The sequence below is a fragment of the Streptomyces sp. NPDC090994 genome, assembly GCF_044768905.1.
Lineage (GTDB): Bacteria > Actinomycetota > Actinomycetes > Streptomycetales > Streptomycetaceae > Streptomyces.
This window is the reverse complement of sequence record NZ_JBIVWS010000001.1, coordinates 441,539-467,757: the sequence shown is the minus strand read 5'-3', so window position 1 is coordinate 467,757 and position 26,219 is coordinate 441,539. Positions and strand designations below refer to the sequence as shown.

Annotated in this window: 24 protein-coding genes; 15 read left to right on the top strand and 9 right to left on the bottom strand. The window is 72.5% G+C overall.

Features of this window, described 5'->3' with window-relative positions:
• Positions 1 to 123 precede the first annotated feature (123 nt).
• Positions 124 to 1,242, top strand: a complete 1,119-nt coding sequence (locus ACIQR3_RS02185; RefSeq protein WP_403532915.1) for an adenosine deaminase — start codon at positions 124 to 126, stop codon at positions 1,240 to 1,242.
• A 177-nt stretch (positions 1,243 to 1,419) separates the two neighbouring features.
• The gene (locus ACIQR3_RS02180) at positions 1,420 to 1,779 is read left to right on the top strand and encodes an ATP-binding protein (protein WP_403532913.1); all 360 of its coding nucleotides are present in this window, start codon (positions 1,420 to 1,422) and stop codon (positions 1,777 to 1,779) included.
• A 143-nt stretch (positions 1,780 to 1,922) separates the two neighbouring features.
• Here ACIQR3_RS02180 and ACIQR3_RS02175 read toward each other — a convergent pair whose 3' ends face one another.
• The 5 genes from ACIQR3_RS02175 to afsQ1 all read right to left on the bottom strand — a co-directional run bounded on the left by ACIQR3_RS02175 (position 1,923) and on the right by afsQ1 (position 5,735).
• On the bottom strand, positions 1,923 to 2,126 hold the full coding sequence (locus ACIQR3_RS02175; protein ID WP_403532910.1) for a PspC domain-containing protein: 204 nt from the start codon (positions 2,124 to 2,126) through the stop codon (positions 1,923 to 1,925).
• A 94-nt stretch (positions 2,127 to 2,220) separates the two neighbouring features.
• Positions 2,221 to 2,772: a VanZ family protein gene (locus ACIQR3_RS02170; RefSeq protein ID WP_403532907.1), complete on the bottom strand. Its 552-nt coding sequence runs from the start codon at positions 2,770 to 2,772 to the stop codon at positions 2,221 to 2,223.
• Between the two features lie 94 nt (positions 2,773 to 2,866).
• Positions 2,867 to 3,469 (bottom strand): hypothetical protein, encoded by a 603-nt coding sequence (locus ACIQR3_RS02165; RefSeq protein WP_403532904.1) that lies wholly within the window; start codon positions 3,467 to 3,469, stop codon positions 2,867 to 2,869.
• Complete coding sequence (locus ACIQR3_RS02160) at positions 3,469 to 5,061, bottom strand: ATP-binding protein (protein ID WP_403532901.1); 1,593 nt, start codon at positions 5,059 to 5,061, stop codon at positions 3,469 to 3,471. The genes ACIQR3_RS02165 and ACIQR3_RS02160 overlap by 1 nt, the downstream gene beginning before the upstream one ends.
• The gene (gene afsQ1 / locus ACIQR3_RS02155; protein WP_403532899.1) at positions 5,058 to 5,735 is read right to left on the bottom strand and encodes a two-component system response regulator AfsQ1; all 678 of its coding nucleotides are present in this window, start codon (positions 5,733 to 5,735) and stop codon (positions 5,058 to 5,060) included. The genes ACIQR3_RS02160 and afsQ1 overlap by 4 nt, the downstream gene beginning before the upstream one ends.
• 234 nt (positions 5,736 to 5,969) lie before the next feature.
• Between afsQ1 and ACIQR3_RS02150 the strand changes: the two genes are divergently transcribed.
• Positions 5,970 to 6,752, top strand: a complete 783-nt coding sequence (locus ACIQR3_RS02150) for a SigE family RNA polymerase sigma factor (RefSeq protein ID WP_403532897.1) — start codon at positions 5,970 to 5,972, stop codon at positions 6,750 to 6,752.
• Positions 6,753 to 6,982: 230 nt separating this feature from the next.
• Here ACIQR3_RS02150 and ACIQR3_RS02145 read toward each other — a convergent pair whose 3' ends face one another.
• The 4 genes from ACIQR3_RS02145 to deoC form a co-directional block, all read right to left on the bottom strand.
• Positions 6,983 to 7,618, bottom strand: a complete 636-nt coding sequence (locus tag ACIQR3_RS02145) for a uridine kinase (protein WP_403532895.1) — start codon at positions 7,616 to 7,618, stop codon at positions 6,983 to 6,985.
• Positions 7,619 to 7,784: 166 nt separating this feature from the next.
• Entirely contained in the window at positions 7,785 to 8,696 is a 912-nt protein-coding gene (locus tag ACIQR3_RS02140) for an aldehyde dehydrogenase family protein (protein WP_403532893.1), read from the bottom strand.
• Entirely contained in the window at positions 8,689 to 10,125 is a 1,437-nt protein-coding gene (locus ACIQR3_RS02135; RefSeq protein ID WP_403532891.1) for an aldehyde dehydrogenase family protein, read from the bottom strand. The genes ACIQR3_RS02140 and ACIQR3_RS02135 overlap by 8 nt, the downstream gene beginning before the upstream one ends.
• A gap of 5 nt (positions 10,126 to 10,130) precedes the next feature.
• Positions 10,131 to 11,087 (bottom strand): deoxyribose-phosphate aldolase, encoded by a 957-nt coding sequence (gene deoC / locus ACIQR3_RS02130; RefSeq protein WP_403532889.1) that lies wholly within the window; start codon positions 11,085 to 11,087, stop codon positions 10,131 to 10,133.
• Between the two features lie 92 nt (positions 11,088 to 11,179).
• Between deoC and ACIQR3_RS02125 the strand changes: the two genes are divergently transcribed.
• From ACIQR3_RS02125 to ACIQR3_RS02070, 12 genes are all read left to right on the top strand, one after another.
• Complete coding sequence (locus tag ACIQR3_RS02125; RefSeq protein WP_403532887.1) at positions 11,180 to 11,863, top strand: PH domain-containing protein; 684 nt, start codon at positions 11,180 to 11,182, stop codon at positions 11,861 to 11,863.
• Between the two features lie 234 nt (positions 11,864 to 12,097).
• Entirely contained in the window at positions 12,098 to 12,442 is a 345-nt protein-coding gene (locus tag ACIQR3_RS02120; protein WP_403532885.1) for a hypothetical protein, read from the top strand.
• A gap of 91 nt (positions 12,443 to 12,533) precedes the next feature.
• Complete coding sequence (pstC, locus tag ACIQR3_RS02115) at positions 12,534 to 13,577, top strand: phosphate ABC transporter permease subunit PstC (protein WP_403532883.1); 1,044 nt, start codon at positions 12,534 to 12,536, stop codon at positions 13,575 to 13,577.
• Between the two features lie 39 nt (positions 13,578 to 13,616).
• The gene (pstA, locus tag ACIQR3_RS02110; RefSeq protein ID WP_403532881.1) at positions 13,617 to 14,924 is read left to right on the top strand and encodes a phosphate ABC transporter permease PstA; all 1,308 of its coding nucleotides are present in this window, start codon (positions 13,617 to 13,619) and stop codon (positions 14,922 to 14,924) included.
• Complete coding sequence (pstS, locus tag ACIQR3_RS02105; protein ID WP_403532880.1) at positions 14,921 to 16,636, top strand: phosphate ABC transporter substrate-binding protein PstS; 1,716 nt, start codon at positions 14,921 to 14,923, stop codon at positions 16,634 to 16,636. The genes pstA and pstS overlap by 4 nt, the downstream gene beginning before the upstream one ends.
• Positions 16,633 to 19,140: a hypothetical protein gene (locus ACIQR3_RS02100; RefSeq protein ID WP_403532878.1), complete on the top strand. Its 2,508-nt coding sequence runs from the start codon at positions 16,633 to 16,635 to the stop codon at positions 19,138 to 19,140. Before pstS ends, ACIQR3_RS02100 begins: the two co-directional genes overlap by 4 nt.
• Before the next feature lie 261 nt (positions 19,141 to 19,401).
• Positions 19,402 to 20,331 carry a substrate-binding domain-containing protein gene (locus ACIQR3_RS02095; RefSeq protein WP_403532876.1) on the top strand — a complete coding sequence of 310 codons (930 nt, stop codon included), beginning with the start codon at positions 19,402 to 19,404 and terminating at the stop codon, positions 20,329 to 20,331.
• Between the two features lie 130 nt (positions 20,332 to 20,461).
• Positions 20,462 to 22,162: a hypothetical protein gene (locus ACIQR3_RS02090; protein ID WP_403532874.1), complete on the top strand. Its 1,701-nt coding sequence runs from the start codon at positions 20,462 to 20,464 to the stop codon at positions 22,160 to 22,162.
• 122 nt (positions 22,163 to 22,284) lie between these two features.
• Entirely contained in the window at positions 22,285 to 23,244 is a 960-nt protein-coding gene (locus ACIQR3_RS02085) for a sortase (protein WP_403532872.1), read from the top strand.
• 33 nt (positions 23,245 to 23,277) lie between these two features.
• Complete coding sequence (gene pstB / locus ACIQR3_RS02080) at positions 23,278 to 24,126, top strand: phosphate ABC transporter ATP-binding protein PstB (RefSeq protein ID WP_403532870.1); 849 nt, start codon at positions 23,278 to 23,280, stop codon at positions 24,124 to 24,126.
• A 23-nt stretch (positions 24,127 to 24,149) separates the two neighbouring features.
• Complete coding sequence (locus ACIQR3_RS02075; RefSeq protein ID WP_403532868.1) at positions 24,150 to 24,866, top strand: hypothetical protein; 717 nt, start codon at positions 24,150 to 24,152, stop codon at positions 24,864 to 24,866.
• Between the two features lie 38 nt (positions 24,867 to 24,904).
• Positions 24,905 to 26,218 carry a lytic transglycosylase domain-containing protein gene (locus ACIQR3_RS02070; RefSeq protein WP_403532866.1) on the top strand — a complete coding sequence of 438 codons (1,314 nt, stop codon included), beginning with the start codon at positions 24,905 to 24,907 and terminating at the stop codon, positions 26,216 to 26,218.
• The last annotated feature ends 1 nt before the right edge of the window (position 26,219 follow it).

The window sequence follows — 26,219 nt, the reverse complement described above, 5'->3', positions numbered from 1 at the left end:
GGTGTCCGCCATCCGTACGCGCGGTCACTGTTACGTATCGGCCGGTGCGTCGGTCACCTGGTTCTTTCCCGCGATGTCGCCGTCCGCCCCGCGATCTACGCGCGTAGGAGCTACAGTGCTGAGATGACGAGCCAGACCACCGCGAAGTCCCCGACGCCGGAGCAGATCCGCCGGGCGCCGAAGGTTCTGCTGCACGACCACCTCGACGGCGGGCTGCGCCCCGGCACCGTCGTCGAACTCGCCCGCGAGACCGGCTACTCCGGGCTGCCCGAGACCGACCCCGACACGCTGGGCCGCTGGTTCCGCCGGGCCGCCGACTCCGGCTCCCTGGAGCGGTACCTGGAGACCTTCTCGCACACCGTCGGCGTGATGCAGACCCGCGACGCCCTGGTCCGGGTGGCCGCCGAGTGCGCCGAGGACCTCGCCGAGGACGGCGTCGTCTACGCCGAGGTGCGCTACGCCCCCGAACAGCACCTGGAGGGCGGGCTGAGCCTCGAAGAGGTCGTCGAGGCGGTCGACGAGGGCTTCCGGGAAGGGGAGCGGCGGGCCCGCGAGGCCGGCCACCGCATCCGCGTCGGCGCCCTGCTCACCGCCATGCGGCACGCCGCCCGCTCCCTGGAGATCGCCGAACTCGCCAACCGCTTCCGGGACCTCGGCGTCGTCGGCTTCGACATCGCCGGCGCCGAGGCCGGCTACCCGCCCACCCGGCACCTCGACGCCTTCGAGTACCTCAAGCGCGAGAACAACCACTTCACCATCCACGCCGGCGAGGCGTTCGGGCTGCCGTCCATCTGGCAGGCGCTGCAGTGGTGCGGCGCGGACCGGCTCGGGCACGGGGTGCGGATCATCGACGACATCCAGGTGGCCGGGGACGGCACGGTGAAGCTGGGGCGGCTCGCCTCCTACGTCCGGGACAAGCGCGTCCCGCTGGAGCTGTGCCCCTCCTCCAACCTCCAGACCGGGGCGGCGGCCTCGTACGCCGAGCACCCGATCGGGCTGCTGCGGCGGCTGGGATTTCGCGCCACGGTCAACACGGACAATCGTCTGATGTCCCACACCAGTATGAGCGGAGAATTCGAGCGCCTTGTCGAAGCGTTCGGTTACACGCTCGACGACATGCAGTGGTTCTCTGTCAATGCGATGAAATCAGCGTTCATTCCTTTCGATGAACGACTGGCCATGATCAATGACGTGATCAAGCCCGGTTATGCGGAGCTGAAGTCCGAATGGCTGTTCCGGTAGGACGCTTCTACCTGCGGTTCCGTGGGGGGTGAGGGGTGGGTGGAGAGGAATGGGGGCCGTGTGCGCGGACCGGCTTTCACAATCCGTTCGCATTTCGATGTTTGCGGCGGGCGACGGTGCGTGTTTACGGTCGAGGACCGCTCAGATCCCCGACCTCCCATTTCGAGGACGCATTTCATGAAGCAGTCTGCTGCCAAGACCCTCGGTGCCGCCGCCCTCGGTGCCGCTTTCGCCGCCGCCGGCGCGGGCGCGGCCAACGCGGCCCCGGTCGTCCCGGAACTCGGCCCGACGGTCGACGGCGTCGTCCGTACGCTCCCCGCCACCGAGCGCCTCACCCAGGCCGCGCCCGGCGCCCAGGCGTCCGGCGCCCAGGCCGCGCCCGGCGCCAAGGGGGCCGACGCGAAGGGGACCACCCCCGGCGCCGACGCACGTCCGGCCGCCGCGCAGTCGGTCGCCGACACGCTCACCAAGGGTCCGGTCGCCCCGGTCACCCGGCTGATCGGCGGCCTGCCGGTCAAGGGCCTGTCGCTCGGCTGAGCCGCGCCCGTCACGACGCGCCGACGGGGCGCACCCGGTACTGCCGGGTGCGCCCCGTCGGCTTTCCAGAGGGAGATCCAGAGGGAGGGAACCAGAGGGAAAAGGGATGCGGAGGGAGATCCGGGCGCGGCCGTCGGCCGTCGTCACCAGGCCGTGCGGGCCGCCTTCTCCTCCGACGGGAGGAGTATCCACAGCGCCAGGTAGAGCAGGAACTGCGGGCCGGGCAGCAGGCACGAGGCCAGGAAGACGACGCGCATCGTCGTCGCGGAGGTGCCGAAGCGCCGCGCCAGCGCGGCACAGACTCCGCCGATCATGCGGCCGTCGGTGGGGCGGGCAAGGCGGGACATGGCGGCTCCTTCGTGAGCGTCGGTCCGAGGCGCCCCCGTCGGTCGCCTCATCTGCCCTCCACGCTACGGGGACGAACAGGGGCGAAGCGTCGCTCTACGGGGCGATCCCGACCCTGGGAATCGTCGGGGTACGACCCTGAGACGGCTCCTCCTGGAGGAGGTCTCCGTTCCGCCCCGCCTCGGACCTGCGGCGGAGCCAGGCCCGGCCCGCCGGGACCACCGCGAGGTGCGCGAGGGCCACGCCCGCGGTGTTCAGCAGCAGCGAGTCGATGTCGGCGACCCGGCCGGGCACCCCGGTCTGCAGCAGCTCGATGCCCAGGGACAGCAGGGCGCCCGCGGCGGTGCTGCGCAGCAGGGAGGCCGGCGCCGAGACGACGGTCCGGCCGTTCACCATCGGCAGCAGGACGCCCAGCGGCGCCAGCAGGCCCAGCCCGCCGCCCACGCACCGGACCGCCTGCGGCCAGCCCAGCGCCACCTCGGCCCGGATGCCGTCGAAAGGGTGCAGGTTGGGCGGCGTCACCCAGGGGACGTCCAGGGGACGCAGCGTGAGCCAGGCGACGACCACGAGGTGCGCGGCCAGGAGGACGCCTCCCGTCGCACGGATGCGGAGCGCGGCGCTGCCGCCGAAGAACCCTTGACGCTGCACGCCCCCCTAGACGCGACCCCCGGCGCGCGCGGTTCCGGGCTCTCCCCCACACGGGTGAGTCATGCGCCACACCCGGGCGAACCGGGCGCGACGGTCAGTCCCGGGTGACCTCGCTGGACGGCGGTTCGTTGCTGCCCGGCCGGGTGCGGACCTCGTCCGTGCACACGTACCGGCGCGGCGCCCGCTCGTCCGGTCCGCCGAGGACCACGGATCCGTCGTCCTCGGCCACGGCCGACTCCGCGAAGGTGCAGACGGTCTGGGCGAGGGCGTACGAGGTGAGGTCGCCGGGCGCGGTGCCCAGCCGCAGGGCGGTGTCCGGGTCGCCGTCCCGCGGCCCCGACACCGTGATCCCGCCGGGCACGTCGGTGGTGTACCGGGCCTCCGTCTCGGCGGCGGAGGGCGGCGCGGCGAGCTGGCTCAGCAGCCCCCTCGCCACCGCCACCCGGCGCGCGGTCCCGGCCGAGCCCTGCGGCACCCGTACCGTGCGGTCCACCGTCACCAGCGACGAGCCGCACAGCAGGGACACCCGCACGGCCACGTCCCGCCCGGACCCGGTCGGCGCCTCCGGTTCGGTGAGCGAGCAGCGCACCCGCGAGGGCGCGGGGCCGAAGTCCGTCGGCACCTCCGTGGCCCGGATACCGCATCCGGTGAGCAGTGCGGCGAGCACGGGGAGCGCCAGCAGGCGGCGTACGGTCATCAGCCCTGTCCCTTCGCGTCCGTGCCCTTGCCCTTGCTCCCGGAGCCCTCGGCGTCCGCGCCGGCGTCCGTCAGCGACGACGCGTCCTGCGGCAGCCGCAGGGTGAACACCGCCCCGCCGTCGGGGGAGTTGCCCGCGGTGATCTCACCGCCGTGGATGTGCGCGTTGGCCAGGGCGATGGACAGGCCGAGCCCGCTGCCCTCGGAGCGCGGCCGGGAGGCGCTCGCCTTGTAGAAGCGGTCGAAGACGTGCGGCAGGACGTCCTCGGGGATGCCGGGCCCGTGGTCGCGCACGGCGATGACCACCGCGTCGTCCACCGCCGTCACCGACACCCGCACCGGCGACCCGCCGTGCTTGAGGGCGTTGCCGATCAGGTTGGCCAGGATGACGTCGAGGCGGCGCGGGTCGAGGCGGGCGTGGATGCCGCGCTCCGCGTCCAGGTCGACGGCGTCCAGCCAGGCGCGGGCGTCGATGCAGGCGGTGATCTGGTCGGCGACGTCCACGTCGTCCAGGACCAGCCGGGCGGTGCCCGCGTCGAAGCGGGTGACCTCCATCAGGTTCTCGACCAGGTCGTTCAGCCGCCGCGTCTCGCTGACCACCAGCCGCACGGCGGGTTCGATCATCGGGTCGATGGACCCCGACTCCGCCTCCAGCTCGTCCTCCAGCACCTCCGTGACCGCCGTGATCGCGGTCAGCGGCGTACGCAGCTCATGGCTCATGTCCGCGACGAACCGCCGGGACGACGCCTCCCGTGCGGCCATGTCCTCGACCCGCTTCTCCAGCGACTCGGCCGCCTTGTTGAACGTCCGGGACAGATCGGCCAGTTCGTCGGTGCCGGAGACCCGCAGCCGGGTGTCCAGCTTGCCCTCGCCGAGCCGGCGCGCGGCGCTGCCCAGCCGGTGCACGGGCTTCAGCACGGTCGTCGCCAGGGCCTGCGCGAGCAGCGCGGAGCCGATCAGGGCCAGCGCGGTCGCGATCCCCAGCGACCAGGCCAGCGAGTCGATGTCCTTGGCCTCCGGCTCCAGCGACTTGAGCATGTAACCGGTCGGCCCGCCGCCGACCACCCGGCTGCCGGCCACCAGGTACGGGGTGTCGTCGACGACGATCCGCTGCCAGTACAGGTGATACGGGGACTTGTTGGCGTCGGTGACCTTCTGCTTCTTGTTCACCGCCGTACGCAGCGACTCGGGCACGTCGGACAGGGCGAAGCCGTCCGGCCCGCCCGCGCTGCCCTGCACGGTGCCGCCGTCGGTGTCCTCGGCGACCAGCAGTACGCCGAAACGCTGGCTGCTGTTGGCCATCTGACCCGCGGTGTGCTGGAGTTCGTCCTCGGTGGGGTGCTGGGGCAGCGACCCGGCCCGGTTGCGCATCTCCTGCTCGAAGTCGCCCAGCACGGCGTCCTGGGCGCGGGTGAGCACGGCCTCCCGGTTCAGCCAGTACGCGATCCCGGACGCGGACACGGCGGCGGTGAGCGCCACCAGTCCGAAGACGACGACCAGCCTGAGCCGCAGGCTGGTGAAGCGCAGCCGCGACCAGACTCCCTTGCGTGCCGCGGACCAGCCGCGGTGACCCCCTGGGTGTTCCTGTGTCACTGAGGCGGATCCAGCCGGTAGCCCACGCCCCGCACGGTACGGATCAGCGTCGGGGAGGACGGCACGTCCTCGACCTTGGCGCGCAGCCGCTGGACACAGGCGTCCACGAGCCGGGAGTCGCCGAGGTAGTCGTGCTCCCACACCAGCCGCAGCAACTGCTGCCGGGAGAGCGCCTGGCCGGGCCGGCGGCTCAGTTCGAGCAGGAGCCGCAGCTCGGTCGGCGTGAGCTGGAGGTCCTCCCCGTTCTTGGTGACGGTCATCGCGGAGCGGTCGATGACCACGCTGCCGAAGGTCGCCGAGTCGGTGGACTCCCGCTCCCCGCGGCGAAGCACCGCCCGGATACGGGCGTCCAGCACCCGCCCCTGCACCGGTTTGACGACGTAGTCGTCGGCGCCCGACTCCAGGCCGACGACCACGTCGATGTCGTCGTCGCGCGCGGTCAGCAGAATGATCGGCAGCTGGTCGGTGCGCCGGATGCGCCGGCACACCTCGAAACCGTCGATGCCGGGCAGCATCACGTCCAGCACGATCAGGTCCGGCCGCTGCTCGCGCAGCAGCTTCAGACCGTCTTCACCGCTGGCCGCGGTGGCCACCCGGTGGCCCTGGCGCGTCAGGGAGAGCTCCAGGGCCGTGCGGATGGCGTCGTCGTCCTCGATCAGCAACAGGGAAGGCACGGGTCTCATTCTGGCCCATGGAGGGGGCGGGGTTCGACCGGCGGGTGGCGAAGCGGGCCTTTCTACCGCCGAACCTTGTGAAGGGCCTGTGGTTCCGCCGTGACCGGGCGCTGTGACAGGTCTGTGACAGTCGGCGGACACGGCCATGAAGTGGCCTCGGCAGGATTCTCGGCACAGGGCAACACCGCGACACCGCAAGACGGACACCGGTAACTCCACGACGGGGGGCGCATGATGAACACGCTGACTCGCACCAGCACCAGCGCAGTGATCACGCGTCTGCACGACGTGAACGGGCACCGGGGTTGTGAGAAGTCCGGCTCCGACGGGGGTCCCTCCCGCGCGAGCATGTCCGAGCGTGGGGGAGGGCGGGGGTGCGCTCGCGGAGCCGGGCGTCAGCACCCGACGACGTACATGTCGGTGGTCGACGCCCCCACGGGGGAGTCCCAGGGGGGGACGGCGTACGGGGAGGAGCCGGGGGAGCGACGCTCGCTGTCGGAGGCGGAGTTCACCGCCTACGTCCAGGAGCGCCGCGCCTCCCTGTACGCGACCGCCTACCACCTGACCGGCGACCGCTTCGAGGCCGAGGACCTGCTGCAGAGCGCGCTGTTCTCGACGTACCGGGCGTGGGAGCGGATCAGCGACAAGGCGGCGGTCGGCGGTTACCTGCGCCGCACCATGACCAACCTGCACATCAGCGCGTGGCGCCGCCGCAAGCTGAACGAGTACCCGACCGAGGAACTGCCGGAGACGGCCGGCGACACGGACGCCATGCGCGGCACCGAACTGCGCACGGTCCTGTGGCAGGCGCTGGCCCGGCTGCCCGAACTCCAGCGCACCATGCTGGTCCTGCGCTACTACGAGGGCCGCACGGACCCGGAGATCGCCGACATCCTCGGCATCAGCGTCGGCACGGTGAAGTCCAGCATCTGGCGCTCGCTGCGCCGGCTGCGCGAGGACGAGGTCCTCAGCTTCGGCCGTGACCGTCAGGACGCCTTCGGCGAACTGGTCGCCTGAGGGGCCCGAGGGGGCGGAAAAAAAGTATGGGCCCGGGTGTATCAGGGGGAGGGTGCCGGGCTCTTACTCACGGGGGAAACACCCCGCGGGGGAACACGGGGGAACGGGGAACACGGGGGAAAGCACGGGGGACACGGGGGATCACGGGGGAAGAAGCGGGACTGGAGGGCCGGGGGGTCCGTCCAGTCCCGTTTCGCCGTGTGGCCCTCGGGGCCTGTGCGACACGTCCGTCAGGCCGCCGTACGCGCGCCCGCGCACCGTCCCGCCGCCGCGGCGGCCAGCCGGCCCATCGCCTCGTCCCGGTCGCAGGCGTGGGCGCCCAGCGCCGTCTGCCGGGCGACGATCGACCGTTCCAGCCGCATCAGCCGCCAGCCGCGGCGCAGCAGGAACGGCACCGACTTGCGCCCCTCCTTCAGGTCCCGCAGGAAGCGGCGGCGGAACGTGGTCAGCGGGCCCCGGCTCAGGCAGAGCGCGTCGGCCAGCACGCCCAGTTCCCGGCAGCGTGCCACGATCTCCGCGGCGAAGACGCCCTCCGCGATGAACAGCGGGGTCCGCCCGATGTCGACCGTGCCCTCGCCGGTGCGGGCGCTGAGCGCGATGTCGTAGACGGGCACGGACGTACGGCCCGTACGGCACAGCTCCACGATGGCGGCGACGGCCGTGTCCGCGTCCCAGGAGGCGGGATGGTCCCAGTCGATGTCCGGACTCCCCGCCACCAGTGGCAGCGTCGGGTCGGTGCCCTCTTTGTAGAAGTCGTCGAGCCGCAGCACCGGGAGGCCGGAGCGGGCGGCGAGGAGGGACTTGCCGGAGCCGGAAGGGCCGCAGAGCAGCACGACTCGGGTGGGTATGGGCGGATGGGAGGTCACGGGACACCAGTGTGCGGCATCGACCGGCCACGGGCCGACCCGGCGGGGCGGGTTTGCCGTGCGCGTCACACCGCCCGCAACGCGGCGGATCGACGCGGTCACGCCGCGCGGTGCGCCGACGTCCGCCGGACGTCGGCGCACCGCGGTTCCCGGGCGGGCGCAGGGGTCAGTACGACGAGCCGGAAACACCCAGGGCCCCCGTCGGGTGCCACACCGTCTTCGTCTCCAGGAACGCCGTCATGCGGTCCGGGCCCGGGGTCGCCGACCAGTCGTCCACAGGCTGTGGACGCAGGACGCGCTTCAGGTTGTCCGCCGCGGCGATCTCCAGTTCCGTCGCCAGTTCCGCGTCCGCGCCCGCGAGGTCGATCGCGTTGACGTCCTGGTGGGCGGCGAGGGTCGGGGCGATCTCCGCCGTACGGCCGGAGAGGAGGTTGACGACCCCGCCGGGGACGTCGGAGGTGGCCAGGACCTCGGCCAGGGAGAGGGCCGGGAGGGGGGACTTCTCGGAGGCGACCACGACCGCCGTGCAGCCCGTCGCGATCACCGGGGCGACGACCGAGACCAGGCCCAGGAGCGAGGACTCCTGCGGGGCCAGGACCGCGACCACGCCGGTCGGCTCGGGGGAGGAGAGGTTGAAGTACGGGCCCGCGACCGGGTTGGCGCCGCCGGTCACCTGGGCGATCTTGTCGGTCCAGCCCGCGTACCAGACCCAGCGGTCGATCGCCGCGTCCACCCGCTCGGCCGCCTTCGACTTCGACAGGCCCTCGGCGTCCGCCACCTCGTGGGCGAACTGGGCCCTGCGGCCCTCCAGCATCTCCGCGACCCGGTACAGCACCTGGCCCCGGTTGTACGCCGTCGCGCCGGACCAGCCGCCGAACGCCTTCCGGGCGGCCACCACCGCGTCCCGGGCGTCCTTGCGGGAGGCGAGGGGCGCGTTCGCCAGCCACTTGCCCTTGCCCGCCGCGGCAGCGGCTGATGTCTGCGTCGTCACCTCGTACACCCGGCCGCTCTCGGAACGCGGGAACTTCCCGCCCACGTACAGCTTGTAGGTCTTCAGGACACTCAGTCGGTCAGACATCGAGGTACGCCTCCAGGCCGTGACGGCCGCCCTCGCGGCCGAAGCCCGACTCCTTGTAACCGCCGAAGGGCGACGTCGGGTCGAACTTGTTGAACGTGTTGGACCAGATGACGCCCGCGCGGAGCCTGCTCGCCACCGCCAGCATGCGCGAGCCCTTCTCGGTCCAGATGCCCGCCGACAGGCCGTACGGCGTGTTGTTGGCCTTGGCGACCGCCTCGTCGGGCGTACGGAAGGTCAGCACCGACAGGACCGGGCCGAAGATCTCGTCGCGGGCGATGGTGTGCGCCTGGGTGACGCCGGTGAACAGCGTCGGGGCGAACCAGTAGCCGGAGGACGGGAGTTCGCAGGCCGGAGACCAGCGCTCGGCGCCCTCCGCCTCGCCCTGGTCGGCCAGCGCGGTGATCCGGGCGAGCTGCTCGGCGGAGTTGATCGCGCCGATGTCGGTGTTCTTGTCGAGCGGGTCGCCGAGGCGGAGCGTGGCGAGCCGGCGCTTGAGGGAGTCCAGCAGCTCGTCGTGGAGCGACTCCTGGACGAGCAGGCGGGAGCCCGCGCAGCAGACCTGGCCCTGGTTGAAGAAGATGCCGCTGACGATGCCCTCGACGGCCTGGTCGACGGGGGCGTCGTCGAAGACGATGTTGGCGCCCTTGCCGCCCAGCTCCAGCGTGAGCTTCTTGCGGGTGCCGGCGACCGTGCGGGCGATCTCCTTGCCGACGGCCGTGGAGCCGGTGAAGGCGACCTTGTCCACGTCGGGGTGGGCGACCAGGGCGGCGCCCGTGCGGCCGTCGCCGGTGACGATGTTGACCACGCCGCGGGGCAGGCCGGCCTGGCGGCAGACGTCCGCGAAGAACAGGGCGGAGAGCGGGGTCGTCTCGGCGGGCTTCAGCACCACCGTGTTGCCCGTCGCCAGCGCCGGGGCGATCTTCCAGGCCAGCATCAGCAGGGGGAAGTTCCAGGGGATGACCTGGCCCGCGACGCCCAGCGGGCGCGGGTCCGGGCCGAAGCCCGCGTGCTCCAGCTTGTCGGCCCAGCCGGCGTAGTAGAAGAAGTGCGCGGCGACCAGGGGGAGGTCGGCGTCGCGGGTCTCCCTGATCGGCTTGCCGTTGTCCAGCGTCTCCAGGACGGCCAGCTCGCGGCTGCGCTCCTGGATGACGCGGGCGATGCGGAAGAGGTACTTCGCGCGCTCGGAGCCGGGCAGCGCCGACCACTTCTCGAACGCCTTGCGGGCGGCCTTGACCGCCCGGTCGACGTCGTCCTCGCCGGCCTCGGCGACCTCGGAGAGGACTTCCTCGGTGGCGGGGGAGACGGTCTTGAAGACCTTGCCGCCGGCCGCCTCGGTGAACTCCCCGTCGATGAACAGGCCGTAGGACGGCGCGATGTCGACGACCGCGCGGGACTCCGGCGCGGGCGCGTACTCGAAAACAGGTGCCATGGTGATCAGTCCACCGTCACGTAGTCGGGACCGGAGTAGCGGCCCGTGGCCAGCTTCTGACGCTGCATCAGCAGGTCGTTCAGGAGGGAGGAGGCGCCGAAGCGGAACCAGTGGTTGTCCAGCCAGTCCGCACCGGCCGTCTCGTTGACCAGGACCAGGAACTTCACCGCGTCCTTGGCCGTCCGGATGCCGCCGGCCGGCTTCACGCCGACCTGGACGCCGGTGGCGGCCCGGAAGTCGCGTACCGCCTCCAGCATCAGCAGGGTGTTGGCGGGCGTGGCGTTGACGGCGACCTTGCCGGTCGACGTCTTGATGAAGTCGGCGCCCGCCAGCATGCCGAGCCAGCTCGCGCGGCGGATGTTGTCGTACGTCGACAGCTCGCCGGTCTCGAAGATGACCTTGAGGCGGGCGTCCGTGCCGCACGCCTCCTTCACGGCCGTGATCTCCTCGTACACCTTGAGGTAGTTCCCCGCGAGGAACGCGCCCCGGTCGATGACCATGTCGACCTCGTCGGCGCCCGCCGCCACCGCCTCGCGCACGTCGGCCAGCTTGACGGCGAGGGAGGCGCGGCCGGCCGGGAACGCGGTGGCGACCGAGGCGACCTTGACGCCGGAGCCGGCCACGGCCTCCTTGGCGGCCGGCACCATGTCCGGGTAGACGCAGACGGCGGCGGTCGACGGGGTGGCGCGGTCGGTGGGGTCGGGGCGGACGGCCTTGGCGCCGAGCGCCCGGACCTTGCCGGGGGTGTCCGCGCCCTCCAGCGTCGTCAGGTCGACCATCGAGATGGCGAGGTCGAGGGCGTACGCCTTCGCGGTCGTCTTGATCGAACGGGTGCCGAGCGCGGCGGCGCGGGCCTCCAGGCCGACCGCGTCGACGCCGGGCAGTCCGTGCAGGAAGCGGCGGAGCGTGCCGTCGGACGCGGTGACGCCGGCGAGTCCGGGTGCGGGTGCAGTGGTGGGCATGGTCACCAGCCGAGCATATCTACGCGCGTAGCGGCTGTACAGCCCCCGGCCCGGGACCGATCCGCCCGGGGCGCGTCGGGCACAATCGGCACATGACGACCCCGGAGCACCCCTCACCCGCACCGCAGCCCCCGGTGCCCGAAACCAAGGACCGGATCCACCGCTCGCCCGCGGGCATCGCCGGCGGGGTGCTGCTGCTCGCCGTCGTCCTGTGGCTGGGCCTCGACGCGGTGATCGCGGGCGAGGGCCGCACCCCGTGGCTGGCGCTGGCCGCGATGCTGCTGGTGGTGCCGCTGGTGGTCGCCTACACCCTGCGCCCGGCCGTCTTCGCGGGCGAGGACCGGCTGCGGGTGCGCAACCCGCTGCGCGTCGTCGTGCTGCCCTGGGGGCGCGTCGCCTCGCTGCGCTCCGGTTACTCCAACGAGGTCGTCGCCGACTCCGGCACCAAGTACCAGTTGTGGGCCGTGCCCGTCTCGCTGCGCGCCCGCAAGAAGGCGGCCCGGCGGGAGGCGCGGCGGACCGCCGGGGACGGGCGGCCGGCGGCCGGGCGCGGCGGCTTCGGGCTCACCGGACAGCGGACGGCCGCCGCCGGGGTCGCGGACGGACCGGTGCGGGCGGAGACCGACAAGGTGATGGACGAACTGCGCTCCCTCCTGGCGGCGCGGCAGCAGGCCGACACCGCGCAGGGCGAGGTGACCGTGCGCTGGGCCTACGAGATCCTGGCACCGGCGGCGGCCGGGGCGGTGCTGCTGGCCGTACTGCTGGGCATCGGGTGAGGAGCCGGGCGGACGGTTTCCCTTTGCATTGCCTACGGGTTGCCTAGGGGATACTTCGATATGAAGCGTGGCCCCGGTGACCGGATTGGTCTGTCTGCCGTCACCGCCGTCTCACTAGATTGCTTCTGTCGCCCGTAGCTCCTTACCTGCACATTTTCTCGTTCTCGGGCGACGGGGGTGGGGAAGTTGGAGCGGTCAGAGGAGACGGCGAGACCCGCCGTCCCGGCAGCGGGCATGAGATGTCTCATCGACATCGACGGCGCGGGCGGATTCGGCTGGCGCCTGGTGGCGCCCAACGGGCGGCCCGTCGCGGTGTCGCTCACCTCGCACGACACCCACGACCGGTGTCGCGCCGCCTTCGAGCGGCTGTGCGAGCGGTACGCCGAAGTCGGCGGAGGGGTGCAGCACAGTACCGAGGGCGGCTGGGTGTGGGCCGTCTGGGACCGGTCCGGACGCCATGTGGCCGGTTCGGCGCGGACCTACGAACGGCACGCCACGTGCCGTACGTCGTACGAGCGGTTCCGGGTCACGCTGCCTCAACTCCGTTACTCGGGGCCCGAGTTATGGGGTGATGCCTGACCGGACACGCGGGACCGATGTTGCCCCCAAGGCACCTCTGGTTCACCCTTCGGGCCGGGCGTGGCCACCGGGGGCCCGGAGCGTCGGGAACGTGCGTTCGCTGAGAAGAACCAGACAACCGCGGCTCGCGACGGTCGGCCCCGCCCCCGAGGCAGGGGCCGACGTACCGAGACGGCTGTACGCCGATCCCGGCCTGCCCGACCGGCTGTTCCGGCTGCTGCTGCGCTCCGGCGGCGGCCTGGTGCTGACCGTCATGCTGCTGGTCGGCGGATTCCTGCTGTACCGCGCCTGGCTGGCCCTGGACCGGGCCGGCTGGTCGTTCCTGACCACCGCCGAATGGGCGCCGGACGCCGGCCGGTTCGGCATCGCGGCGGTGCTCGTCGGCACGGTCCTGATCGCGGCCGTCGCGGTCTGCGTGGCCGTGCCGCTGGCCACCGGCGCGGCCCTGTACATCTCCGAGTACGCCCCCGCGCGGCTGCGCCAGACGCTGATCAGCGTGGTCGACCTGATGGCCGCCGTGCCGTCGGTGGTGTACGGCCTGTGGGGCGTCTTCTTCCTCCAGGACAAGGTGCTGCCGACCGCCCGCTGGATCTCCACGTACGTCGGCTGGATCCCGGTCTTCGACGTCACCGGCGCCGACCCGGACGACCCGCTGGCCCCGGAGAGCCTCTACACCTCCTCCACCTTCATCGCCGGACTGGTCGTCGGCATGATGATCGCGCCGATCGTCTGCTCGATCATGCGGGAGGTCTTCTCCCAGGCCCCGGCCGGTGAACGGGAGGGCGCCTACGCGCTCGGCGCCACCCGCTGGGGCATGATCCGCTCGGTCGTCCTGCCGTTCGGCAAGGGCGGCATGATCGGCGGCACCATGCTGGGCCTGGGCCGCGCGCTCGGCGAGACCATCGCCGTCTTCATGATCATCTCGCTGACCTTCGACATCCAGTGGCACGTCCTCCAGTCCGGCAGCAGCTCGGTCTCCTCGCTGATCGCGCTGCGCTACGGCGAGGCCGGCGGCTTCGGCATGTCCGCCCTGATGGCGGCCGGTTTCGCCCTGTTCGTGATGACGCTGATCGTCAACTTCGCCGCCTCCTCGATCGTCGCCCGCTCCCGCTCGGGCGCCAGCAGCGACGCCTGAGCCCGCCCGCACTCCCCGCACTTACAGGAAAGAGCGACCATGACCGTTGCCCCTGAAGCGCCCGGTGCGCGTCGGGCGCCGCGACCACCGCGTACGACACTGCCCGGCCCGCGGCGCACCACCGACCCGGGCGGCGAGCGGCGCCGCACCCTCGGCTCGCTGCGCGACACCGACGTGTACGCCGTGCTCGGCGCCCTGGCCGCCGCGCTGTCGCTGACCTGGCTGCTGTTCCGCTGGCTGCTGCCGTTCGACGGCGTGGTCGGGTTCGTGGTCATGGCGTACGGCTTCTTCCTGCTGCTGTACGCGCTGCTCGTCTCCTTCGACGAGAGCGGACCGGCGGTCGTGGACCGGATCGCGGCGGCCGTGGTGCGGTCGATGGGCCTGCTGATGGTCGCGATCCTCGCGGTCGTGGTGGTGTACGCCCTGGTCGAGGGCCGCAAGGCGCTGGTGCACCTGAACTTCTTCACCCAGGACATGGAACTGGCCGGTCCCCTGGAGCCGCTCAGCGTCGGCGGCGCCCTGCACGCCGCGGCCGGCACCCTCATCATGATCGTCCTCGCGCTGGTCATCACGGTGCCGCTCGGGCTGGTGTGCGCGGTCTTCCTCAACGAGGTGCCGGGGACCTTCGCCCGGTTCGTGCGCACCATCGTCGAGGCGATGACCGCGCTGCCGTCGATCGTCGCCGGCCTGTTCGTCTACGCGACCGTGATCCTGGGCATCGGCATGGACCAGTCCGGCCTCGCCGCCTCCCTCGCGCTGTCGGTGATGATGCTGCCGATCATCATCCGCGCCGCCGACGTGGTCATCCGGCTGGTGCCGGGCACGCTGCGGGAGGCGGCGTACGCCATGGGCACCTCGCGCTGGCGCACCGCCTGGCACGTGGTCCTGCCGACCTGCCGCTCGGGCCTGACCACCTCGGTGATCCTGGGCACCGCGCGCGGCATCGGCGAGACCTCCCCGGTGCTGCTGACCGCCGGTTTCACCTCGGAGATGAACCTCGACCCGCTGTCCGGGCCGATGGTCTCCCTGCCCCTGGCCACCTTCGAGTTCGTCAAGTCGCCCGAACCGACCATGGTCTCGCGCGGCTTCGGCACCGCGTCCCTGCTGATGGTGATGGTGCTGCTGCTGTTCGTCGCCGCGCGCGTCCTCGGCGGGCGCGGGCCGGGGCAGCTCACCCGCCGCCAGGAGCACCGCCGGGTCACCGCGTCCCGGCGTGACGCGCGCCGCTACGCCGAGCGGGCGGGGCGGGCCGTACCCGGCGCCCCCGTGGCCGGCGCCTCCGCACCCGGCGCCTCCGGGTCCGCCGGCACCCGTACCCGTCGTACCCGTAAGGGGAGATCCTCGTGAAACCCGCCACCCGCTTCCGTCTGGCGGCGACCGTGCTGTCACTGCTGTGCGCGTTGCTGGCCGTGCACACCCCGCCCGCCGCCGCGGCCTCCTACGCCAAGATCACCGGCTCCGGCTCGACCTGGTCCTCCAACGCCGTCCAGCAGTGGATCCGCAACGTCAAGGCCAACTACGGCATGACGGTGAACTTCACCGCCAACGGCTCCTCGCAGGGCCGCGAGCAGTTCAAGAACAACACCGTCGACTTCGCCGTCTCCGAGATCCCCTACGGGCTCAAGGAGCAGGGCGTCACCGACCAGCCGCCGGGGCGCGGCTACGCCTACATGCCGATCGTGGCCGGCGGTACGGCCTTCATGTACAACCTCAAGATCAACGGCAAGATGGTCACCAACCTGCGGCTGTCCGGGGCCACCGTCGCCAAGATCTTCACCGGCGCCATCACCCGCTGGAACGACCCGGCGATCCGCGCCGACAACCCGGGCCTGACCCTGCCGGCCCGGGCCATCGTCCCGGTGGTCCGCTCCGACGGCTCCGGTACCAGCGCGCAGTTCACCACCTGGATGTCCAAGGAGCACGGCTCCATCTGGTCCACCTACTGCTCCCGCACCGGGCGCGGCAGCGGCAACTGCGGCATGACCTCCAACTACCCGCTGCTCAGCGGCTCCGCGATGGTCTCCAAGTCCGGTTCGCTGGGCGTCTCCGGCCACGTCCGCCAGGCGTCCGGCGAGGGTGCCATCACCTACGTCGAGTACTCCTACGCCAAGAACACCGGCTTCCCGGTGGCGAAGATCCTCAACAAGGCCGACTACTACGTCGAGCCGACCGCCGCCAGCGTGGCCGTCGCCCTGACCAAGGCGCAGATCAACAACAACAAGAAGTCGGTCAACTACCTGACCCAGATCCTCGACGGCGTCTACGACAACGCCGACGACCGCACCTACCCGCTGTCGAGCTACAGCTACATGATCCTGCCCACCGCCGTGGAGGCCGGCTTCACCAAGGCCAAGGGCAACTCGCTGGGCACCTTCAGCCGCTACTTCCTGTGCGACGGACAGCAGCAGGCGGAGGACCTCGGCTACTCGCCGCTGCCGAAGAACCTGGTCCAGGCGGGCTTCGACCAGATCCGCAGGGTGCCGGGGGCGCCCACCGGCTCCATCGACATCAACGAGTGCCGCAACCCGACCTTCTCGGGCGGCACCAACACCCTGATCCAGAACGCGCCGCACCCCAAGAGCTGCGACAAGAAGGGCGCGACGCAGTGCACCGACGGCACCGCGGGCGCGGCCGGCACGGACACCCCGGTGAAGCCGGGCGCGCAGGGCGGCGACGGTTCCGGCGGCGGCTCGGGCTCCGGTGACGGCGGCGGCTCGGGCTCCGGCGGCTCGGGCTCCGGCTCCGGCTCCGGCGACGGCTCCGGCGCCGACGCGGACGGTGACGGCACGCCGGACGCCGAGGAGAGCGCCGCCGCCGACGGCTCCTCCTCCGGCGGCGTGATCGACCCGGACACCGGCGAGGTGATCGGCGACGGCGCCGGCACCGGGGACAGCTCCGTCGTCGCCAACCCCGTGAGCCTCGCCTCCGCCGACGCCTTCGGGATGCGCGGCGCGCTGATGGCGCTGTCGGCGGTCCTGCTCGTCGCGGTGGTCGTCGGGCCGCCGCTCACCGCACGTGCCCTCGCGGCACGCACCCGCCGCAGAGGAGAGGGCCGATGAGAGTACGTGTACGCGGCTGCGCACCGGGGGCCGCCGACGGCCGCCGCCGGGTGAGGCTGGGCGTCGGCAGTCTGCTCGCCGCGGTCGTCATCGCCCTGGTGCCGCTGCCCGACGGGGCGGACCGGGCGCGGGCCGCGACGGACGGCGCCGCGACGTCCTCCGCGGTGACCAAGAGCGGGCCGAAGGGGAAGTACGACGACTTCTCGGACCTCGAGGTCACGGTGCACCAGACGGAGGGGCTGCGCTGGCAGGGCGTCAAGGTGTCCTGGACGGGCGGCAAGGCCGCCCCGAAGACCGCCGTCAAGGCCAACTTCATGCAGATCATGCAGTGCTGGGGCGACGACCCGGAGAAGGGGCCGGAGCGTACGCAGTGCGAGTTCGGCAGCGAGGCCAGGATGCCGCCGGGGACCTCCCGGCTGGTCTACCCGTCCTCCGACCCCGGGGAGGCGGACACCGACGACACCGTCCTGGACCCGTACAAGCGCCCCTACGTTCCCTTCCGGCCGGTGTCCGGGGACACCACCACCTCGCCGGACGACACCACCTACTTCGGCCCCGAGGACACCAACTCCCTCTCCTACCTGCCCAATGACGGCAACGGCGGCGGCGAGACGGTCTTCGAGCTGAAGTCCGCCTCGGAGGCGGAGTACCTCGGCTGCGGCGCGCGCACCACGTCGAGCGGCGAGATCCAGCCCTGCTGGCTGGTCGTGGTGCCCCGGGGCGAGCACGAGGCGGACGGCACCGCCGACCCCGCCCGGACGGTCATGACGTCGGCGCTCAGCAAGACCAACTGGGACCAGCGGATCGCCTTCCGCCTCGACTTCGAGCCGATCGCGGAGAACTGCGACCCGGACAAGCCGGAGCGGGTGATCTCGGGCTCCGAACTGGCCACCGACGCCGTGACGTCCTGGCAGGCCGCGCTCTGCAAGAGCGGCAGCCACCGGTACACCTACACCCAGTCCGGTGAGCCGGCCGCCCGGGAGGGCCTCATGTCACCGGGCGCCTCGTCGGCGGGCCTGACCATGACGGTCGACCCGGTCCAGCCGGCCGAGGGGGCATCACCCGTGGTGCACGCGCCCGTCGCGGTCAGCGGCGTGACGATCGGCTTCGTCTGGATGTACGAGAAGTCCGCCTTCGACTACCAGCCGCTGAAGGCCGTCAGACTCAACCAGAGACTGCTGGCCAAGGCGCTCACCCAGTCCTACGGAAGCAGCCTGGTCTCAGGACAGGAACCGGTCCCCGAATATCTCGGCGACAATCCGAAATACATCGCCGCGGACCCCGAATTCAAAAAGCTCAACCCGGATTTCGCGGGGCAGGACTTCCATGCGCCGATCGGTCTGCTCATCACGTCCGAGAATACCGACTCGGCCCGCATGATGTGGAAGTACATCATGGCCGACCCCGACGCGAAGAAATTCCTGGACGGGAAGGAGGACCCCTGGGGCATGAAGATCAATCCGGAGTACACCAAGACCGGGGTGATCACCGAGGGCCTGGACTACTTCCCCATGACGGACCTCACGCCCACCGCGGTCCCCTGCAGCCCGGCCGGCACCGGACTGACGATGAACCGCACCGGGGCCGAGGTGGTCCCCTACGCCCTCGACCTGCACGAGGCGGCGGTCAAGGTCCGCCGGGGCACCCTCGGCAGCGTCTACGAGTGCACCGTCACCGTCAACCAGACGAGCTGGACCAAGACCGAGCGGCCGACCCCGGTGGACCTGCGGCAGTACGGCATCGTGGACCTGGCCTCCGCCGCCCGGTACCAGCTGAACACCGCCGCCCTGCCCAACGCCGACGGGGACTTCGTGCAGCCGACCGAGGCGTCCCTGCTCAAGGCGGTCGCCAGGATGCCCGACTCCCAGGTGGCCGGCGTCAGGACGTCCGACCCCGCCAGGATGACGGACGGCGCCTACCCGCTGACCGCGGTGGTGTACGCGGCGGCCCCGCTGGACCAGGCCGCGGACGCCCGGCAGGAATACGCCAGGGTGATCCGGTACGCGGCCGGTGACGGTCAGACCCAGGGCACCGCCAGCGGCGAGCTGCCCGCCGGGTACGCCCCACTGCCGACGGCCCTGCGCCGGCAGGCGGTCGAGGCCGCCGACCAGCTGGTCAAGGGCGTGGCGGACACGGACGAGCCGGCCTCCGGCACGGGCGGGCCGGACGGCGCGGCGAGCGGCGGCGGCGCCGGCGGCTCCGGGACCGGCGGCGACGGCGGCACGGGCACCGGCACCGGTGGTGTGACCGGCGGCGGATCGGCCGGTACGGACTCGGGCGGCACCTCCGGCGCGGGCACGGCGGACGCCTCCCCCGCCGCCGCGCCGACGGAGACCGACCCGGCGAAGCAGAACGTGGCGCGGTCGGGCGGGGTGACGCCGGCGGAGGTGCTCGGGCTCATCCGCTGGGTGCTGCTCGGCGTGCTGATCGCCGGCGGTGCGGCCGGACTCGCCGGCCCCGTCATGCTGCGGCTGTCGGCCCGCCGGGCGGCCGGTACCGGCTGACCCGGCCGGAATTCCGAATTCCCCGGGGCGCCCCCTGCCCCGGGGAATCGGCGCACCGTCCCGGGAATTGCCTTGGATTCACTTAGGAAACAGTTGCTTAACCTGATCAACGACTGGAATTGGTGGCCGTCGGTGTACGTCTCTGGAATTGTCTTTCCCGGCCGGTCGACGGGTCGGCCGGAAAAAAATCCGGATTCTGCTTGACCGCTTGACCGCTTGACCGCCCTTGCTCGTAATCCGTTGCCACGGAGGAGAACAGAAGTGAACGTCAAGTCCCGCGCTCTCGCCGGTGCCGTCGTCGGTGCCGCCGCCCTCAGCCTCACCGTCCTCGCCCCGGTCGCCTCGGCCGACCCGGCCGACGGCTCCTACCGCGTGCTGGCCGGCGTCGGCTCCGACACCACGGAGGACGTCGTCAACGGCCTCGGTGAGTCCATCGACGGCGGCACGCTGATCGCGTCGTACAACGCGACCGGTTCCACCCAGATCACGACCCGTGAGAACAACGCCAACTGCACCATCAACCGCCCGAACGGCTCCTCGGCCGGCATCACCGCGCTCGTCAACGACATCGCGGCCGGCACCGACTGCCTGGACTTCGCCCGCTCCTCGCGCGGCACCGCGACCGCCGGCACGAACCTGACCTTCGTCCCGTTCGCCGCGGACCAGCTGAAGGTGGCCGTCCGTGAGGACAGCCCGCTGAACGACGCCGACGGTCTGAACGTCACCACGGCCCAGCTGAAGGCCATCTACGAGTGCACCCAGACCACCCTGAACGGCCAGCCGGTCACCCCCCTGCTGCCGCAGAGCGGCTCGGGCACCCGCAGCTTCTTCCTGGCCCAGATCGGCAACCCGGCCCTGGGTTCCTGCGTCGGCACCATGCAGGAGCACCGCGGCACGGACCTCACCTCCACCGCGCACATCGCCCCGTACTCCGTGGCGAAGTACATCTCCCAGACCGGTGAACTGATCGAGGACGTGCACGGCGACACCGTCCTGGGCACGATCGACGGCGGCCAGTACAGCCGTCCCGTCTACAACGTCGTGGAGACGGCCCGCCTGACCGACACCGACATCGCCGAGACGTTCGTCGGTCCCGACTCGAAGGTCTGCCAGGACGAGGCCACGATCACCGACTACGGCTTCAGCCCTGTCGCCGACTGCGGCAGCACCACCCTCAAGGGCAACAGCTGACCGCCATGCGATGACCACGCGCGACGGCCGGGCACCCAGCGGGTGCCCGGCCCGGCGGCGTTCCACCACGCCGCCCGGCCCCGGGCGGCGTGACCATCCTCGACCGAGAACCCCGTGGGGGGACCACCACATGAACCACCGACTCGCACCACTGAGATCACCCGTGGCGCTGCTGTCGAGCATCGCCGTGCTGTGTGCCGCGCTGGCCGGCGTACTCACCTTCGCCGCCAAGGCCGGAGCGGTCGTCACCAACCTGGGCTCGTTCACGCTCACCCCGGAGACCGGGAAGCTCGCCGACCCGCTCATGGCCACGTCCGCGACCACGGGCACCGGCTGTCCTGACCCGGCCGAGGGCCAGAGCGCCAACTCGCCGTCTCTCTGGCTCTACAAGCCGGGCAGCACCACCTCCGGCACCAACATGGGATCGGCCACGGCGGCGATCCCGAACAGCGCGGCCGGCTTCACCGTCGGCCTGAAGTCGCCCACGACACCGGTGAGCCTGGAGACGGCGCTGAAGAAGTACGTCACCACGGAGTCCTTGGACGGCACCTACACGATGGCCCTGCTGTGCCGCAGCGGTATCACCACCGCCGCTCGCTTCCACGCCAAGATCACCGTGGTGGGCGACACCTGGACCGCGCTCAAGCAGCAGGCCACCACCCTGACCCTGGCCGCCTCCGACGGCGTCTCCGTCAACGGCGACCTCAAGCTCACCGCCACGGTCGTGCCCGCCACGGCGGCCGGCTCCGTCGAGTTCAAGGACGGCGACACCTCGCTCGGCACGGCGGACGTGACGGGCGGCACGGCCGCACTCACAGTCAAGGCACCGGCCATCGGCGGCGCGCACCCCTACACCGCCGCCTTCACGCCCTCCGACCCCGACGCCTACACCGGTGCCGAGGGCAAGGTCACCGTGGGCATCGGCTACCTCGTCACCGCCAAGGACGCCGACGGCAACCCCCTCGGCGACAAGCCCACCCTCGCCATCGGCGAGAGCGCGAAGATCACCATCCAGGGCTTCACACCGGGATCGACCGTCGAAGTGAGCCAGACGAACGCGACCGGAGCGACGTTCCAGGACGCCACCGCGGGCGCCGACGGTACGGTCCTCGACTACGCGTTCACCGTGCCCGACCGCACGATCAGCGGGCAGACGACCCTCCAGTTCCGGGAGGGCGGTTCGCTCCAGAAGCAGGCACTGTTCGTCTTCGACGCCACCGACGAGGAACCCACCGACGACCCCACCGAACCGGCGGGCCTCGAAGTGACCGACGAGGACGGCAACGCCCTCGACGCCGACCCGAACCTCGCACCCGGCCAGACCGTGAAGATCACCGCCGCCGGCTACACCGCGGACGCCACGGTCGAGGTCACCCTCGCCGACAGCGAGGAGACCTTCGAGGACGCCAAGGCGAACGCCGAGGGCACCGTGGAGGAGTACGAGTTCACCGTCCCGGAGAAGATCGAGGACGGTGACCACACGCTGACCCTCGCCGAGGCCGGCGACAAGGAGGACGCGCACTCCGTGGACTTCGCGTTCACCACCGGCGCGGAGAGCAGCGAGAGCCCCGACCCCTCCGGCTCCGAGTCGGCCTCCGGCGACACCTCCGGCACGACGGGCGGCGGCACCGGCGGCGACGGCAGCGGCGGCGCGGGCGGCACCGGCGGCGACACCACCGGCACCGGCGGCACGATGGCCTCCACCGGCGCCCAGGTCGGCGCCATCGCCCTGACCGCGCTCGCCCTGCTGTGCGCCGGCGCGGCCCTCGTGCTGCACATGCGCCGCAAGGGCCTGCTGGCCTTCGGCGGCACCACCCCGCAGCACCGCTGAACGCCTGAGCAGCCGAACGGCTGAACCGCCGACCGGCCCGGCGGTCCGGGGGCGCACACCGACGCGCCCCCGGGCCCGCCCCGGACCCACGTACTCACGTCCCGCCTCCAGGAGCGCACCCCGTGACCACCCTCGCCCCACCCGCGGCCGTCCCGCCGGCCGAGGCCGGTCCGCCCGCCGTACCGCCGCCGCCCGCCCCCCTGCCGCCGCGCAAGCCGGACGAACGGCCCCCCGCCCGCCCCGGGCTCGCACTCGCCGGGGCGGCCCTGTGCGTCCTGGCGGCCGTCCTGTTCGGGTTCGCCGCGAACCTCACCGTCGTCGGCCACCTCCAGCACGCCCGCGACCAGCAGACCGCCTACGACGAACTGCGCCGCCAGCTCGCCCTCGGCACCGCCCCCGTCGGCCAGCGCGACTACGAGGGCGAGCTGCTGGAGCCGGGCGCGCCCGTCGCCCTGCTGAAGATCCCCGCGCTCGGCCTCGAAGAGGTCGTCGCCGAGGGCACCACCTCCGAGGTGCTGATGTCCGGCCCCGGCCACCGCCGCGACACCCCGCTGCCCGGCCAGGCCGGCACCTCGGTGATCATGGGCCGCCAGTGGGCGTACGGCAGCCCCTTCAACGACGTGCACCAACTGCCCGCCGGCGCCCGCGTCGAACTCACCACCGGCCAGGGCAAGGCGGTCTACGAGGTCACCGGCGTGCGCCGGGCCGGCGACGACCTGCCCGAGCCGATCGCCCAGGGCCAGGGACGGCTCACCCTCATCACCGCCGACGGCGGCCCGTACACCCCCAAGGGCGTGCTGCGCGTCGACGCCGAACTGCTCACCGACGTCCAGCCCCACCCGCCCCGCGACCTCGCCGCCGGCTGGATCGGCGACTCCGAGCAGGCGCTCGGCACCGACGGCCGGGCCTGGCCGGCGGTCTTCCTGTGGTCGCAGGCCCTGCTGCTCGCCGCGCTGCTCACGGTGGCCGCGCACCGCTTCTGGGGCTACTGGCAGACCTGGATCTGCGCGGCTCCCGTACTCGCCGCGCTCGGCCTCGCCGTCTCCGGCGCGCTGACCGCGCTGCTGCCCAACCTGCTCTGAACACCGCGTACCCGTACGGGAGTTGATCCACCCATGACCACTGACAGCACCGCCACCGCCGCCACCGCCGTTCTGCCCCGGATCGCCACCGGGCAGCCGCTCGCGAGCCCCGCCACCCTGCGCGCCGAGGACGTCTCCGCCTGGTTCGGCGACCACAAGGTCCTGGACCGGGTGTCGCTGACCATGCCGGCCCGACAGGTCACCGCGCTGATCGGCCCCTCCGGCTGCGGCAAGTCGACGTTCCTGCGCATCCTCAACCGGATGCACGAGCTGATCGGCTCGGCGTCGCTGGCCGGCCGGGTCCTCCTCGACGAGCAGGACATCTACGACCGGGGCCGCCGCATCACCCACGCCCGCCGCGAGATCGGCATGGTCTTCCAGAAGCCCAACCCCTTCCCCGCCATGTCGATCTACGACAACGTCCTGGCCGGCCTCAAGCTCAACGCCATCAAGGCCACCCGCGACGGCAAGGACGACCTGGTCGAGGAGTGCCTGACCAAGGCGGGCCTGTGGAAAGAGGTCAAGGACCGCCTGCGGCAGCCCGGCGGCGCGCTCTCCGGCGGCCAGCAGCAGCGCCTGTGCATCGCCCGCTCGCTGGCGGTACGTCCCCGGGTGCTGCTGATGGACGAGCCCTGCTCGGCCCTGGACCCGACCTCCACCCGCCGCATCGAGGAGACCATCGCCGAACTGCGCTCCGAGGTCACCATCGTCATCGTCACCCACAACATGCAGCAGGCCGCCCGCGTCTCCGACACCTGCGCCTTCTTCCTCGCCTCGCACGGCACCCCCGGCGTCATCGTCGAGCACGGCGACACCGAGGCGATGTTCGGCTCCCCGCAGGACGAGCGCACCTCCGACTACGTGAACGGGCGCTTCGGGTGACGGGGTGGCCAGGGACGTGCGCCTTGGCGGTGGCGGCCGTACTCCTCGTCGCCGGGTGCGGCGCGTCCGGCGGCACCGGAGCCCCGCCCGCCGCGGCGGCCCGGGGCGCCGGCTCGCCGCCGCCCTCCTCGCAGACGGTGCCGTACGGCGGCCAGGGCGACGACGACCCGGCGCCCGCACCCGCGCCGGACGCCACCACCGCCGTACCGCCCCTGCCGTCGAACCCCGCCCGCGACCGGGCCCGGACCCCGTCCGCCACCCCCTCCTCGCCCGGCGCCACGGCGAGCCCCGCCCGCCGCGGCCCCGACCTCTCCCGGAAGCCGAGTCCGTCCCGTGGGCGGACCCCGGCCGCCGCGCCGTCCCCCACCGCCGGGCGGGCCGTTCTGCGCATCGGGGACTGGACGTCGTACGTCCGGCGCGGGGGCCAGGCCGAGGTGGACGCCTGCGAGGACGCCGTGCAGTGGACCGGCCCCGAGATCGGGCGGGAGGACGGCTACGAGATGCGGACCCTGGTCATCGTCGGCCACGACTACTGCAACGGCTTCGACCGCTTCGCCCAGCTGCCCGTCGGCACCCGCGTCACGCTGACGACCGTCGACGGCACCTGGACCTACCAGGTGTACGCCACCTACCTCACCCCCGGGCGGGGCGTCCCCGCCGCCGGCCTGTACTGGGGCGACCTCACCCTCCAGTCCTGCGTCGGCCCGGACACCGGGTTCAGCTACCTGGTCCGGCTCTGACCACCTTCACCCACCCCTGACCGCCAGGAGCACTCGCCATGCCTGCCCGATCGCTGACCATCCCGCTGAAAGGTGTGCGCGGCCTGCGCGGCGCGGCCCTCGCCACCGTCGTCACCGCCCTGCTCACCGCCGGCTCCCAGGCACCGGGGACCGGTGACACCGCCCCGGTGGCGCAGGACGACGACGTGACCGTCCCCGGCGGCTTCGTCCCGCCGGACGCGCCCCTGCCGGACGTGCCCTCCCAGGGCGACGACTCGTACCACGTCGAACTGCCGCCGCTGAAGGCCGTGCGGGCCGCCGAGAAGGTCTTCGGCAAGGCGGCCGTCGACGCCACCGAGGAGCGCGCCGCCTCCGAGGCCGGCCTGCCCGCCAGTGTCTTCGCCGCCTACCAGCGGGCCGAGACGTCCGTCGCCCGCACCGACCCGGGCTGCGGCCTGCCCTGGGAACTCCTCGCCGGCATCGGCAAGGTCGAGTCCGGCCACGCCCGCGGCGGCGCCGTCGACGCGGACGGCGACACCCTCACCCGGATCACCGGCCCCGCCCTCGACGGCAACGGCTTCGCGCTGATCCTCGACAGCGAGGGCGGCGCCTGGGACGGGGACGCGGTCTACGACCGTGCCGTGGGCCCGATGCAGTTCCTGCCGACCACCTGGAAGACCTGGGGCGCCGACGGCAACGGCGACGGCGAGGCGAACCCCGACAACATCTACGACGCCGCCCTCGCCGCCGGGCACTACCTGTGCGCCGGCGACCGCGACCTGCGCACCGGCGCGGACCTGGACCGCGCGGTCCTCAGCTACAACTACTCGCGCGACTATCTGAACCTGGTCCTCGGCTGGATGCAGTTCTACCTGCGCGGCGTGCACACCGTCCCCGACGGAACGGGTGTGGTCCCCGAGAGCCCCGGCGCGGGCGGCGACACGCCCGCCACCCGTCCGGTGACCCGGGGAGGCACGGGCGGAACGGGCGGCACGGGCACCGGCAAGGGCGACGGCGGCAGCGGCAGCGGCGATGGTGGCGGTGGCGGTGGCGGTGGCGGTGGCACCGAGGGCGCCGGGAAGCCCACCCCGACCCCGACGCCCGGCAGGACCCCGACCGCGCCCCCGGCCCCGACCCCCGCCCCGTCCATCACCCCCACCCCGGAGCCGACGCCCACCACGTCCCCGGAGCCCACCCCCGCCGACTCGACGTCCCCGGAGCCCACGCCCACCCGGACCACCACCCCGGACCCCGACCCGACGACCGGGACCCCGGCGAGCCCCGACCCCACCGGCTCGCCCACGCCCACGCCCTCGGTGGCCCCCTCCGACAGCGCGTCCCCGTCGGCCGAGGAGACGGCCACGACCGGCTGAG

Coding starts and splice junctions, on each gene's coding strand:
- ACIQR3_RS02185 (WP_403532915.1), top strand. CDS start 124: ATGACGAGCCAGACCACCGCGAAGTCCCCGACGCCGGAGCAGATCCGC.
- deoC (WP_403532889.1), bottom strand. CDS start 11,087: ATGCCCACCACTGCACCCGCACCCGGACTCGCCGGCGTCACCGCGTCC.
- ACIQR3_RS02120 (WP_403532885.1), top strand. CDS start 12,098: ATGAGATGTCTCATCGACATCGACGGCGCGGGCGGATTCGGCTGGCGC.
- ACIQR3_RS02180 (WP_403532913.1), top strand. CDS start 1,420: ATGAAGCAGTCTGCTGCCAAGACCCTCGGTGCCGCCGCCCTCGGTGCC.
- ACIQR3_RS02165 (WP_403532904.1), bottom strand. CDS start 3,469: ATGACCGTACGCCGCCTGCTGGCGCTCCCCGTGCTCGCCGCACTGCTC.
- ACIQR3_RS02070 (WP_403532866.1), top strand. CDS start 24,905: ATGCCTGCCCGATCGCTGACCATCCCGCTGAAAGGTGTGCGCGGCCTG.
- ACIQR3_RS02100 (WP_403532878.1), top strand. CDS start 16,633: ATGAGAGTACGTGTACGCGGCTGCGCACCGGGGGCCGCCGACGGCCGC.
- ACIQR3_RS02175 (WP_403532910.1), bottom strand. CDS start 2,126: ATGTCCCGCCTTGCCCGCCCCACCGACGGCCGCATGATCGGCGGAGTC.
- ACIQR3_RS02135 (WP_403532891.1), bottom strand. CDS start 10,125: ATGGCACCTGTTTTCGAGTACGCGCCCGCGCCGGAGTCCCGCGCGGTC.
- ACIQR3_RS02125 (WP_403532887.1), top strand. CDS start 11,180: ATGACGACCCCGGAGCACCCCTCACCCGCACCGCAGCCCCCGGTGCCC.
- ACIQR3_RS02150 (WP_403532897.1), top strand. CDS start 5,970: ATGAACACGCTGACTCGCACCAGCACCAGCGCAGTGATCACGCGTCTG.
- ACIQR3_RS02090 (WP_403532874.1), top strand. CDS start 20,462: ATGAACCACCGACTCGCACCACTGAGATCACCCGTGGCGCTGCTGTCG.
- pstB (WP_403532870.1), top strand. CDS start 23,278: ATGACCACTGACAGCACCGCCACCGCCGCCACCGCCGTTCTGCCCCGG.
- pstA (WP_403532881.1), top strand. CDS start 13,617: ATGACCGTTGCCCCTGAAGCGCCCGGTGCGCGTCGGGCGCCGCGACCA.
- ACIQR3_RS02140 (WP_403532893.1), bottom strand. CDS start 8,696: ATGTCTGACCGACTGAGTGTCCTGAAGACCTACAAGCTGTACGTGGGC.